The organism is Paenalcaligenes suwonensis (assembly GCF_011290505.1).
Classification (GTDB): domain Bacteria; phylum Pseudomonadota; class Gammaproteobacteria; order Burkholderiales; family Burkholderiaceae_B; genus Paenalcaligenes; species Paenalcaligenes suwonensis.
Genome location: NZ_JAANPV010000001.1, coordinates 304078 through 317304, shown reverse-complemented (window position 1 = coordinate 317304; position 13227 = coordinate 304078). Strand labels below are relative to the sequence as shown.

The following is a 13227-nucleotide window of genomic DNA, read 5'->3' as shown; positions in this document are numbered from 1 at the left end:
TCACCTTTGTTTCTACTGCGTTCTTCAGCCCATGCGATTACGCCATATTGAGATTTTTGATGCGATTTGCCGTACCGGATCGCTAACGGATGCCGCTAAGCTGCTGCATATTTCACAGCCTGCCGCCAGCAAACTGCTTGCTAGCGCAGAGCAGCAATTGGGCTTTAAGTTATTTGAACGCATCAAAGGCCGCCTGCAACCCACTCGAGAAGCGGGCATCTTGGAACCACGCGTTGCCCACTTACAGCATGAGCTAGCCCACGTACGTCGTTTGGCATTTAATTTACGTCATAGCCAACATGGCCATTTGCGCATAGGCATCAACCCCACCATGGGTTTAGGCTTGTTACCCGAGGTAATGCGTCAAAGCCAAAAAGCACAGCCACATATCACCTTCGATTTACGCGCACACCACAGTGGCGAATTACGTGAAGCCCTACTGTCGCGTGATCTCGATATGATTATTTCTTTTTCTAGCGAACAAACGCCGGGCATTCAGCTCACCCACCTCGGTCAAATAGAACTGGTGCACCTAGGGCCTGAAGGCACACTAGGCGCAAAGCACATTAGCGATCTAAACCATAAGAACTACATTGCACTAGACCCCCGAGACCCATCGGGTAGCGTCTTACAAGGCGTTCTGGATGAACACAAAGTAGAAGCCAAAGTCTGCGCACAAGTACAAACACACTATGTAGCGTGTTCATTAGTCGCAGCGGGTTTAGGCGAAACCGTTATAGACCTCATCACCGCCCACGCCATGCTGCGACCAGGGCTGATGATTAGTCGATTAACCCCCCACACCACAATCCCCATCACCTTGATGACCCATGCCAACGACCCGTTGTCTGCCATACAGCGCACCTTAATCGACAGACTACAAAAAGCCTGCAAACAGTATGTATTTCCCAGCAAAACGGATAACCTACTTTCCCCTCACTCTATAACCTAATGTTATAGACCACACCCGCTTCGCTATTGGAAAAGTCCGTGCTTCACTGTCAGAATCGAAGCGTTACTCACTTAACGTTACGGTTATATTCATGCATGTCTGCATTATTGGCGGTGGGATTGTTGGCGTAGCCGCTGCCTACCAACTAACTAAACAGGGCATACAGGTCACCCTGATTGAAGCTGAACACGATGTTGCTCTGAAAGCGAGTTTCGCCAATGGCGGACAGTTAAGTTACAGCTATGTGGCCCCACTGGCTGACCCCTCTGTCTTTGTTGACTTGCCCAAATGGCTGGGCCGCAAAGATTCCCCGTTGAAATTCACCCCACAGTTCAGCTTCGCGCAATGGCGCTGGCTCACCCACTTTTTGATGGCTTGCCGCAGCTCGGTGCAAAGTGCATCAACTAAGGCTTTGCTGACACTGTCCTACCAAAGTCGCCAAAACATTCATCATTGGCTGGAACATGACGGGCTGGAGTTTCATCACCAAGTCAATGGCAAACTCATTGTGCATGAGAACGCTAAAAGCTGGGACAGCGCGCGCCGCCAAGTAGAAAAACAAGCAAAGCTGGGTGCATCGCAAAAGCTGTTGGATGCCGAAGAGCTGTTCGCGCTTGAACCTGCTATGGAAGGTATGCGTGGCCGCGCTATTGGTGCCGTCTATACCGCCGATGAAGAGGTTGGCGACTGCCATGTATTAGCGAAATCCATGCTGCAAAAGCTGCAACAAAGCAGCACCTTCACCCTGTTAAATGGTGTAACGGCGCACGGGTTCAAAAAAACAGGATCGGTGGTTCATGCCGTGCAGACCAGCGCAGGCGATATAGAAGCTGACCACTTTGTGGTGTCTGGTGGCGTACAAAGCGGTAGCTTGCTAAAACCCTTAGGCTACTCACCACTGCTCTTCCCCCTCAAAGGCTATAGCCTGACTTTGGATCAGGAAAATCAGTCGGCACTGTTCCCAAAAATCAGCGTCACCGATTACGCACGCCGCATTGTGTATGCCCCTATTGGCACACAACTGCGTATTGCGGCCATGGTGGATATCAAGAACTTCTCTAACGATGTAGACCCAGCGCGCATTGGCATCTTGAAAAACCAAATTCAAGGTACTTTCCCGCAACTGAATCTACAAGAAGCTCAGCCGTGGGCAGGGTTACGTCCCGCTACACCGACAGGGAAACCCGTGATAGGTGCCTGCCCTAACACGCAAAATGTGTGGATGAATATTGGCCATGGCGCATTGGGTTTCACCCTCGCTGCCGGTTCAGCCCAGTTGCTAAGCGATATGCTGACCAACAGCCCGTTGTCGGTAAACCCAGCTCCTTTCGCCCCCTAACCACCAACTGCGTTTCTAGCACGCATGTCACTCCTAGTAGGCTGCCTGTAGTCCTCAACCACTACGAGCAGCCCAATGTCCACGCGGTGAACACCCTAAAATCCTTTAGGTTACAAAAAAGTGAATCTCACGCAACGATTGGAGTTTTTTTTGTAAATCAGCCGAAACAATTGCTCCATCTGAACCCTATAATTAACAGAACGGTGTCACTTCCCAGCTGTGCCTGTTAGTATGTAGGGTTCATGTCATGGTTACTACCCTACAAAGTACGGGTCGCGGGCATCGCGGCGTCTTGCCAAAAACATAGATGACGAACATTGAAGTCCTACGCTCACTCCCTACACAGGATTTTGTGAATGCGGCTCCATCACTCGTAAAAACCTGCATGCTCATCACAAGCATCGCCCATCATCGACTGGCTTTGGTAAGGGGCGATCACTTCATTTTTTGTTTTTTATCACCGCGGACATCTACGTCTAAAAACATTTAATTATGAGCACTTCTTCACTCTCACGTATAGAAAAAGACCTTCTTGGAACACGAGAGATCCCTGCTGAGTCCTACTACGGTGTACAAACACTGCGCGCAGCCGAGAACTTCAATCTGACCGGTATTACTCTGGCAAACTATCCTAAGTTTGTCGCCGCCTTGGCAATGGTCAAACACGCCGCCGCAACAGCCAATAACAAATTAGGCTGCCTGAGTGACGAGAAATGCCAAGCCATTACCAATGCGTGTAACCGCATTATTAATGGCGAATATCTGGATCAATTCGTTGTAGACATGATTCAGGGTGGTGCTGGTACATCCACCAACATGAATGCCAATGAAGTGATTGCAAACGTGGCGCTGGAAAGCATGGGCCATCAAAAAGGGGAGTACAAACACCTGCACCCCAACAATGATGTGAACATGGCTCAGTCCACAAACGACGCTTACCCTACTGCGATTCGCGTAGGCTTGTTGCTAAGCGTTGAGCGTTTGACTCAAAGCTTGGACCAACTGGTTGCATCGTTCAACAGCAAAGCTGACGCCTTTGACGGCATCTTGAAAATGGGCCGTACCCAAATGCAAGACGCTGTGCCTATGACAGTAGGTCAAGAGTTCCGCGCTTTCGCGAACAACATCGCTGAAGATGCACGTCGCATTCGTCAACAAGCACCAGAATTGCTAGAAGCGGTTAACTTGGGTGGTACAGCGATTGGTACAGGTATCAATGCTGACCCTGACTACCAAATGCTAGCTGTGCAAGCTTTGGCTGATGTCAGTGGCTTTAACATTAAAGCCGCTCCAGACTTGATCGAAGCCACCTCTGATATGGGCGACTTCGTTTCCTTGTCAGGCGAACTGAAACGCACTGCTGTGAAGCTGTCCAAAATCAGCAATGACTTGCGTTTGTTGTCTAGCGGCCCACGCACTGGTATTGGCGAAATCAACTTGCCAGCACGCCAGCCCGGTAGCTCCATCATGCCAGGTAAAGTAAACCCTGTAATTCCTGAAGCCGTAAGCCAAATCGCTTTTGAAGTGATTGGTAATGACCTAGCCCTGACATTTGCTGCGGAAGCAGGTCAGTTGCAGTTAAACGCGATGGAACCACTGGTTGCCTACAAGCTGTTTAGTTCTATTGAAATGTTGGCACGTGCTGCCGACATGATGCGCACACTGTGTATTGACGATATCACTGCTAACCAAGAGCGTTGCGAAACACTGGTTAAACAGTCTATTGGTCTGATCACTGCATTGAACCCTTACATCGGCTACGAAAACTCCACACGCATTGCTAAACATGCGCTGGATTCTGGCCGTGGTGTGTTGGAACTGGTTCAAGAAGAACAGTTGCTGGCAGAAGATGTTCTGGCTGACGTAATGCGCCCAGAAAACATGATTGCTCCGCGCAAAGCCAAGTAATTCGTTACTGGCACTATAGAAGACCGCATAGCGCTCTAACACGGTATTACTGCTAAGTTAGACACTACGCAGCTAAGGTCTGAGATTCTGGTATCACACCGAACTCAGGCCTTTTTTGCGCCCGTTACCTAGACCTTATCACCATAGCTAAACCCTAAAAACAGAGCGTTAAGGCTTAACTATGCTGACAGTAGAAAGGCAGGCCAAATGGCCTGCCCTTGCTCTTTCTGTACGTGTAGTACGTTTAGAGGGAATATGCGGATTCCCCATGCGAGGTAATATCCAAACCTGTGCTTTCTTCATCTTTACTTACTCTCCAACCAATCGTTTCATGTACGGCTATGCATGCGCCTAATGCCACAACGCCGGACCATACCATGGTAATCAGTACGCCTTCTGCCTGTATCCACAGTTGATAAGGTACTTCGGAAAAGCTGGCCAAACCGGGCCCACCCAATAATTGGGCATTAAAAATACCGGTTAGAAGTGCACCAACGATGCCACCAACACCATGAATCCCGAACACATCCAGCGCATCGTCCACTTTCAGCATGTGGCGCAAACCATTTACTCCCCACACGCATGCCGCTGCAGTCAGTAAACCAATCACCAATGCCCCAAATGGCCCAACCAAACCAGCCGCTGGTGTAATACCCACCAAACCCGCTACAGCACCTGATGCCGCTCCTAGCAAGGAGGCTTTGCCTTTCACTAGACGCTCTACCAACAACCACGCCAAAATACCGCCTGCTGCCGCAATAAGCGTATTCAAAAAGGCTAAGGCTGCCTGCATGTTGGCACCCAAGGCCGAACCCGCATTAAAGCCAAACCAACCTACCCACAATAATGCTGCGCCAGTCATGGTCATAGGCAAGTTATGAGGCCGTAACGCTTCACGCCCATACTCTAATCGACGCCCGGTATACCACGCAGCCACTAGCGCTGCCATACCCGCATTGATGTGCACGACCGTACCACCAGCAAAGTCTAATGCCCCTCGCTCAAACAACCATCCACCCGGCGACCACACCATGTGGGCAACAGGCAAATAGGAAAATGTCATCCAAATGGCTGTGAATAGAATCACCGCACCAAAGCGTACTCTATCGGCAAAACCACCCACAATCAGTGCGCACGTAATACCAGCGAAAGTGGCCTGAAACGCCGCAAAGCTGATTTCAGGAATGCTGCCGGCCACCTCAAACGAGTCGCTAGATAGATCCAACATGCCAGCAAAAAATAGTTTGGACCATCCGCCAATCACGGCATTGCCTTCGGTAAACGCAAACGAGTAACCATAAGCAAACCATATAACCACGGCCAAACTGAAGGTGGTCAACACTTGGGTAGACACCGACAGCACATTTTTACCGCGCACCAATCCACCGTAAAACAAAGCAAGACCGGGCGCGACCATCATCAGCACGAGCAACGTCGCGACGCTGACCCAAACAAAATCTGTTGAGTTCATGTGTATTCCTTAAATAATAAATAGCATCAGCAGGGATCAGGCGTCATATCGCCCCATCCCCTGTTTCCTGTGTACGAATGCGGATCACCCGCTCTAATGGCAAAACAAACACCTTGCCATCGCCAATGGCACCGGTATAAGCCGCCGCGCATAGGCCATCTATTGCCCGGTCAACGTCGTGGTCGCTGACAGCAATTTCTATTCGTAATTTGGGGATAAAGTCGACAACATAATCGGCACCGCGATACTGCTCGGTATGGCCTTTTTGTCGCCCGAAGCCTCGCGCTTCGCTGATGGTCATGCCCTGAACACCAAGCTCAGACAATGCTTCTCGAACATCATCCAGCTTGAAGGGCTTAATAATGGCAGTAATCAATTTCATGATTATTTCCTCTGTTGCTCTTTAAAAAGATGTGCAGGCACGCTAGGCGTGCCAGAGCTCCAGAGAAAAAATACCTTGCGATCACGAGGCCTGTTTCCAGGAATACTCGGACTCGCCAAACGCCCTATTTACTAAAATAAACACAAATAAAAAAACGCACCAGAACTTCGTGTTTACCCTTAGATTCTCGTGGTGGCGCTACTACAAAAATCACCAACAATGCATTTTCAGAGGGGTAATGGGCCTTCTGAACTGCGGCTACGTCGCTCCCAAACGTATGAAACACAACGGTATCAGAGGTAATACGTTTTCCATCCTCAAAAACCGGCCTAAGAAACAATGTGACCGACGGGTTATATCCGTGAACTCAACAGCGGATTTCCCTCTTTGACAAAGCGCCTCACACCATGCTGTTATTACGAAAGCTAGCGTAATACATTACGCGGCATATATTTTTATAAACACAAGCAAGCGTCCTTCGCTATAAAAAGGAGACCTTATGCAGCACATTAAAATCAAACCTGGTGCTCCATTATCTGAACAGGCAGAAATCGGCCATAACCGCTGGCACCCTGACATCCCAGAACTCACTAGCGTCAAACCCGGCGAAGAGATGATTTTGGAATGTCTGGACTTCTTAGATGCCCAGATTAAAGATACCGATAGCGTGAACGATGTACGTGATGTAGACCTGACTCGGGCACACCCGCTGACAGGCCCTATTCACGTAGAAGGTGCCGAACCCGGTGACATCCTCGTAGTAGACCTGCTGGACATCCGTTACATCACTCCCGTTGGCTTCTCGGGAATTTTTGCCAAAGAAAACGGTGGTGGTTTCTTGGTAGATACGTTCCCTGACGCCGACAAAGCTATCTGGAATTTGCACGGTATGCATGCCACCTCACGTCATATTCCTGGCGTGCGTATTGGTGCCATGATGCACCCAGGCTTGATTGGTACCTTGCCATCTCACGACCTGCTGCGCGAGTGGAACCGTCGTGAAGCTCCTTTGGGCGCTAAAAAACAAGCCAACATGCCTTACGCAGAAACAGCCGTACTGCGTGGTCTGAAAGGCGCTGAGTTTGACCGTATTGCTGCTGAAGCTGCACGCACCGTGCCTCCACGTGAGCACGGCGGTAACTTGGACATCAAAAACCTGACTATAGGCTCACGCATTTACTTCCCGGTATATGTAAAAGGCGCTGGTCTGTCCATGGGTGACTTGCACTTCTCCCAAGGCGATGGCGAGATCTCCTTCTGTGGCGCGGTAGAAATGGACGGTGCAGCACATCTGGGCTTTGACTTGATCAAAGGCGGGATGGCGAAATACGGTATCACTGCCCCTATCTACGTACCTGGCAAACACGATGTACGTTACGACGAGTGGCTAAGCTTCACAGGTATTAGCGTAGAAAACCGCGTGAACACCTACCTGGATGCTACCGTTGCCTACCGTCAAGCGTGTTTGGCTGCTATCGATTACATCTCGCGTGTTACCGACCTAAGCCCTGCACAAGCCTACATGCTGCTGACAGCAGCGCCTGTGGAAGGCCGTTACGGCGGTGTAGTTGACCTGCCCAACGCTTCAGCTTCCGTATCCATTCCTACTGGAATTTTCGATACCAACATTCTGCCGCAAGGCGCATTGAATGAAGCTGCCCACTATGGCCGCCCCGGTGTGAAAACCACCCGAGGCTAATTGCTAAAAACAGCCTGTGCCAATCACCTTGGTACAGGCTGCGTAGACTACTAGGTGACTACACATGCCTATTTACGATTATGAATGCTCCCATTGCGACAGCATTGTGAGCGCGTTACGCCCCATGGCACGTCGCCACGACCCAAGCACCTGCCCCGATTGCGAAGCCGGTACGCTTAGCCTCAAAATTACAGCCCCTCGCAGCCTGCAATTTAAAGATGGCCCTAGGCGCGCCATGACCCCTCAGCAGGCCTTGGCGGGTACTGATGTACGTGGCCCAGGCACACGTTCTGGCACGCGCAATTCGGTATTGCATAACTGTGCAGGTGCAGCCTGTGCGGTGTGTGCAGCGTAGTGAGCATCCGGTATCAGACCCGTATTTCTACACGGGCCTGATCGCACCATAACGCCCCACAGACATTCCGGTATTGTGTAACAATGTACCGGTGCAATACATTTGTTGGAGTAGCAGTAACCATGCCATACAAGGCCATTCTTTTTGACTGTGATGGAGTCTTAGTCGACAGTGAACCCTTGGCTTTGAGGCTGTTGCAAGAAATGCTGGCCGATTTAGGCTGGCACCTTAGCGCAGAAGAATGCGAAACCCTGTTTATAGGTAAGTCCACCAAGGACGAGCTGCAACTGATTCAGGCCCGCACAGGCAAAAAGCTGGAACAAGATTGGATTGACGAATTTCATCTGCGCTTAATGCAGTCGTTACGTCAAAAACTCGTACCTGTACCCGGCATTATTCCTACACTGCAAGCGGTACAAGCGCATTGGGGAACGCACATGGCCTGCGCCTCTGCCAGTGAATACCGCAAACTGCACTTACAACTAGAAATGACGGGGCTTTTAGCGTTTTTTGATGACCGCATTTTTAGTGGCGGCGATGTCGCACGTAATAAACCCTACCCCGACGTCTACCTAAAGGCCATGTCTAGCCTTGGCTGCGCACCGGAAGACTGTTTAATTATTGAAGATAGCGTGACCGGTATACAAGCGGGTGTTGCGTCGGGTGCGACCGTATGGGCATACGACCCAAAACACCGCCCAGCCCCTTTGCTAGAGCTGGGTGTACAACGCACTTTCAATCATATGCAAGAATTGCCCGCATTATTACAGCTGCATTAGCCGTGCGATATTTCTTCGTCGCAATAATCACAATTGCTGAGATTACGGTTTAGCTGACTGTCATACACCACAACAGTGCGTAACTGCCATACCCAACGCATGTCATAACGAATGTCCTGCAACTCTTTCATAGAGTCGCGTGGGTATACCACCCATACAGGGCCGAAATGGCGCACAGACAGTCGTAGCCCACTCATGGAGTGCGCAAAAATTGCATCAAAACGTCTGAAATCGCTTAACGGTACATCAACGATATAGCCGTTCAGCGCCTCTAGCCGGACGGTATCGCCTTCAAAATTGTACCTATCCAATACATTACGGATCAAAGGACCGCTAAATATATGCGATCCATATGTCACTTGCGTGGATGTCTGTATTCTCTGTTCAGGGAAAGCATACAGCTCGGCATAGCTCATCGTGTAAACCTGGGCTTCGTTCTCGCCCGCTTTCTGACCCACAAAAGTCAGCACTACATCGTCACTATTCTCAGCCTGAGCAGGAACGACTGTGAAAAGCATGAGCAACAACATGCCCATGCAGTACCAGAGCCCTACTCTTTGCTTTGCCCCATTCGGCATATCACCCATTGCTGTCTCCGGCTACATACAAAATGAAGCAGATAAATATTTTCGAAAATGATAATCACAGTATGGCAAATTATTGTCACACAAATAAACTTATTTACAATATTTGAAGATATTAGATTCTTTTAACAGCCAGTTATTAACCGTTATTAACAATTAACATTTAGATTTTTAATGGTCACTCATTGGGGACGTAGGCTAAACACCAAAACTACCCTCTACTGCTTGGAGATGATACAACCACTTACCAGCAGGCGCTGCAAAACAACAGTTACAGGAAATAACTAACCAAAGCTATGCCCTGCACTCTATACGTAGCAAGCCTTAGCAGTATTTCTGGTATGGAAAACACGTCACACCCATGACTTCTGTTACCCAACAGTATCAGTGCTGTGCAGTCGTAACAAAGCGTCTATTGTGAAGTGACTCTTTTATATCTTTCATTATTTAATCTAGTCGTTTATTTATAATTATTTACATTCTTATTAGATTAAAAATTAATAAAAATCCAAAACAACTACTCAATAACAATCTAACAATTATTGACAGAATTTATTACGCCAATACCAGACAGATAACATGCTCCATTCCTAAAATAGATAACTCTTGTAGGTAACTGGGAGCACATTATGGGCTTTATCTGGATGCTAATCGTTGGCTTTATTGTAGGTTTGCTGGCACGCGCCATCATGCCCGGCAATCAAAGCATGGGCATTATTCTGACTACCGTACTGGGCATTATCGGTGCACTAGTAGGTGGTTTCTTAGGCCAAAGCTTGGGTTTGTATCAGGAAGGTTCGCAAGTAGGCCTGATAGGCTCCGTTTTCGGTGCTATCGTCGTGCTCTTCATTTATGGGCTAATTAGCAAGCGAGGCTAACGACGCACTTATAACCGTAATTTGGCCGTCAGAGCAGCTACAGCCTGCTCTCGTCGGCTAGATACCGTTTGCATATGCTGCATGGTGCTCCATTCAGCATGCAATCTAGCCTCAGACAATTCAGTTGGCAAACTCCCTTTACGCCAATCCAATGCTGATGCTTGCCCTTCTGGCATAACAGGCACAGTGGCACTGGTACTGTCGGCATCCAACGCCACGACTGAGCGTGCAATGGCGATAGGAATTTGTGCCGCATGACCGCGTCTCTCTAGGGCGTGAATCAATGCCGTTTGGCGTAATGCCAAAACGCGTATCACACTGTCATCGACGGTAAGCTCCATTTTTCCCTGCCACTTACCTAACAAGCGCTGTCCCCACTTATCCAACCCTGCCAGACCCCACCCGCCGCTGCGCCAATAACGGTACCGCTGCCCAAGCTAAAGCCTAGGGTTAGCAAATCTACTGTGGCACCAGCCAAGGCCCCCGCAGCCACCCCTTTACCCATATGCACGCCCAAGTCTTTTAAGGCTTCGGGGTTAAACAAATCCATTTCCCAACGCGTACCGTCTAACGACAACGTATCGGGTAAGTAGTCTCTAGACGTAAAGTTAAACCGTTTGAGCAAAGCCTTCACACAACGCTCTTCACGCTTACGCACCTGCTCTTGCATGGTACGAGTACTTTCCTGCATGGATCGCTCGTCGGGCTCACTCACCATACGCCATGCCGCCACGTCTATAAGCAAGTCAGCCAGAAGTCGCCAAGCGTCTTCCAATCGCTGTACACGCTGCTGCTGCACGTTCGTAATCAAAGCGCGCAGTGTTTGCGCATGCGCCTCGCTGAGTAACAGGGCCAAACGCTCATATAACTGTTCTTCGCCATTGAGTGGCGGGGCCACCGTATCGAATTCGCTCACCGCATGCAAACCCACAGCGGCCAACGCTGCTCGCCATTCATCAATGCGCTGTTCTTCACTGCGAGTGAAGTTGAGTATGGGCAGCAGTGGTTTACCTGCCCATGCCAGAATACGCAATTCATCTTGATGTTTGGCCAACACAGGGTCGCGTACATCAATCACGTAAAGCCCTGCATCCGACGCCAAGAGCTGCTTCACCACACGGGCTTCCTGCTCAAAACGCCCCACCGCTTCGGGGGTTTGTAAGAAACGCTCTAAAACGCTGGGGCCATCTAAGCGTTCGCCTGGTAACACCAAGCGCTCTAAGTAATCACGTAACGCCATACTGTCTTCAATACCCGGTGTGTCGAATAGCTCTACCGCAGCCGGACCATCGCTTTGCAAACGCACAGCTTCTACGTGGCGCGTGGTGCCGGGGCTATTACGTACCTCACCAAACTCGGTGTCACGCGTTAAGGTGCGTAACAACGATGTTTTACCGGTATTGGTATGCCCAACCACCGCCAATCGCAACACTGAAGACAGGTTATTCATAAGTCAAAGAAGAAGGAAATAAAGACTGCACGTTGATGTGTACCTGTTCTGCCTTAAACCCGGCAGCCCCTAACCTATTACGCCATGCCTCTAAGCGTTCGGGTTGTACCATACCATCAGGCTCTAACTGCAACACCACAGCACAATAACGTCCATAACTACTCAATTCACCCAGCCAAGCGACTACACCCCGATCTGGTGTCTGACCCGCATCACACACCACTACTAGGTAGTCAGGTGACTGTTGTAGCAAACGCTGCAATAACTGCTCTCGTTCAGCACGCGTATCCACCACACCAGCATCCACCCACCCTGTGGGTAAGATATGCGGTGGCCAAGGGCGATCAGAAGGGTATTCCACCGCCACTACACACACCGTATCCGAAGGGCTGGGCGGTATAAAAACTGTAGGCTGCACAGCCGCTACGTAATCAGCGGGTGCTTCAGCATCTACCCCCACCTTCACATGCACGGGGAATAGCCGTTCTTGTTGCTCTACCCAACCGGGTAATTGCCTATCCAACTGTAAGTGCCGTAGGCGATAACGCATCACCAGCGCACTGACTACCCAAGCCAGCACACGAGGCAAAAGCCCGTAGCACACCAAACACCCCAATAACCAGCTTGACCATACACGTTGATCCGCCACCGTTAACGGGTTTAAACCATTGCTTAACCGTATAAGCTCTGCCGATGGCACGTCAAAACCTAGCCAACGTGGCACACTGCCCAAACTTTCTACCAACACCACAAAACTACCATCGGACAAAAGCGTAGTTTCCCACCCAAACCCATATCGCCTTGCCGATAAAGCCCACAACAGCGCCAAAATGGCGACTAGTGTTGCCCACACCCAAAAGGTATGGCTGACCAAACCAGACACCCAGCGCCCTAGTTTGTGGCGTGCCACCACATTCACACCAGCCCCCAACACCAGCGTGTTAGCTTCACCACGCGCCACGCGCGCCAAGAGTTTCAGGCTTAACTTGCCCAACAGGCTACCTGGCTTAGCCGAATCCTTAGCCATAAAAAAACTGGCTAACCAAAACAGCAAGGTCAGTACATTTAAGCCCACCAACCCCACCAACGCGGTGATGATATTGATAGTTGAGCCTACTCCCAATACACCCCAGACAGCACTTAAACCGGCAACAACCGCTAGTAGCAGCACCAGCGGCAATAACCACCGCAACACCTGCCGTAAATGCTGATACGCCGTGGCCCACCCTTCACGTTGCGCTAACAACTGCGCTCTAAATAGCAAGCGTTCTTCACTGCTGCCACCGTTAGCTATCGCACGACGTACTTCTGCCGTATCTTCTAAAGGCCCCCACCCGCTTTCTTTTAGGCGCACGGCCTCAGCCAAGCAATGCGCTTGAAAACCTGTGCTATGGGATGTCAACTCGTGTGTCATGTAAACCTAGAAAACG

The 13227-nt window shown here is 50.0% G+C and carries 11 protein-coding genes and 1 pseudogene; 7 read left to right on the top strand and 5 right to left on the bottom strand.

Annotated elements, in window-relative coordinates; genetic code table 11:
- Positions 1-31: 31 nt before the first annotated feature.
- From GY634_RS01435 to GY634_RS01425, 3 genes are all read left to right on the top strand, one after another.
- The gene (locus GY634_RS01435; RefSeq protein ID WP_166406795.1) at positions 32-952 is read left to right on the top strand and encodes a LysR family transcriptional regulator; all 921 of its coding nucleotides are present in this window, start codon (positions 32-34) and stop codon (positions 950-952) included.
- A 91-nt stretch (positions 953-1043) separates the two neighbouring features.
- Positions 1044-2291, top strand: a complete 1248-nt coding sequence (locus tag GY634_RS01430) for a D-amino acid dehydrogenase (RefSeq protein WP_166406794.1) — start codon at positions 1044-1046, stop codon at positions 2289-2291.
- Between the two features lie 492 nt (positions 2292-2783).
- Positions 2784-4199: an aspartate ammonia-lyase gene (locus tag GY634_RS01425; RefSeq protein WP_166406793.1), complete on the top strand. Its 1416-nt coding sequence runs from the start codon at positions 2784-2786 to the stop codon at positions 4197-4199.
- Between the two features lie 244 nt (positions 4200-4443).
- On the opposite strand, the gene GY634_RS01420 is transcribed toward GY634_RS01425, so the two are convergent.
- On the bottom strand, positions 4444-5670 hold the full coding sequence (locus tag GY634_RS01420) for an ammonium transporter (protein ID WP_166406792.1): 1227 nt from the start codon (positions 5668-5670) through the stop codon (positions 4444-4446).
- A 43-nt stretch (positions 5671-5713) separates the two neighbouring features.
- The gene (locus GY634_RS01415; RefSeq protein WP_166406791.1) at positions 5714-6052 is read right to left on the bottom strand and encodes a P-II family nitrogen regulator; all 339 of its coding nucleotides are present in this window, start codon (positions 6050-6052) and stop codon (positions 5714-5716) included.
- Positions 6053-6551: 499 nt separating this feature from the next.
- Here GY634_RS01415 and fmdA point away from each other — a divergent pair, with 499 nt between their 5' ends.
- The 3 genes from fmdA to GY634_RS01400 all read left to right on the top strand — a co-directional run bounded on the left by fmdA (position 6552) and on the right by GY634_RS01400 (position 8885).
- Positions 6552-7751, top strand: coding sequence for a formamidase (gene fmdA / locus GY634_RS01410; protein ID WP_166406790.1), 1200 nt, complete (start codon positions 6552-6554; stop codon positions 7749-7751).
- Between the two features lie 64 nt (positions 7752-7815).
- A complete protein-coding gene (locus GY634_RS01405) occupies positions 7816-8106 on the top strand; it encodes an FmdB family zinc ribbon protein (RefSeq protein ID WP_166406789.1) in 291 nt (96 codons plus the stop codon).
- A 122-nt stretch (positions 8107-8228) separates the two neighbouring features.
- The gene (locus GY634_RS01400) at positions 8229-8885 is read left to right on the top strand and encodes an HAD family hydrolase (protein WP_166406788.1); all 657 of its coding nucleotides are present in this window, start codon (positions 8229-8231) and stop codon (positions 8883-8885) included.
- Here the strand turns inward: GY634_RS01400 and GY634_RS01395 are convergent.
- Positions 8882-9403 carry a putative pterin-binding protein gene (locus tag GY634_RS01395; protein WP_166406787.1) on the bottom strand — a complete coding sequence of 174 codons (522 nt, stop codon included), beginning with the start codon at positions 9401-9403 and terminating at the stop codon, positions 8882-8884. The two genes, GY634_RS01400 and GY634_RS01395, sit on opposite strands and share 4 nt — an antisense overlap.
- A gap of 695 nt (positions 9404-10098) precedes the next feature.
- Here GY634_RS01395 and GY634_RS01390 point away from each other — a divergent pair.
- The gene (locus tag GY634_RS01390) at positions 10099-10347 is read left to right on the top strand and encodes a GlsB/YeaQ/YmgE family stress response membrane protein (protein WP_166406786.1); all 249 of its coding nucleotides are present in this window, start codon (positions 10099-10101) and stop codon (positions 10345-10347) included.
- An 8-nt stretch (positions 10348-10355) separates the two neighbouring features.
- On the opposite strand, the pseudogene GY634_RS01385 reads toward GY634_RS01390, so the two are convergent.
- Positions 10356-11797: pseudogene (locus GY634_RS01385) on the bottom strand (DUF3482 domain-containing protein).
- Positions 11790-13211, bottom strand: a complete 1422-nt coding sequence (locus GY634_RS01380; protein ID WP_166406785.1) for a DUF2868 domain-containing protein — start codon at positions 13209-13211, stop codon at positions 11790-11792. The pseudogene GY634_RS01385 and the gene GY634_RS01380 overlap by 8 nt, the downstream one beginning before the upstream one ends.
- Positions 13212-13227 lie beyond the last annotated feature (16 nt).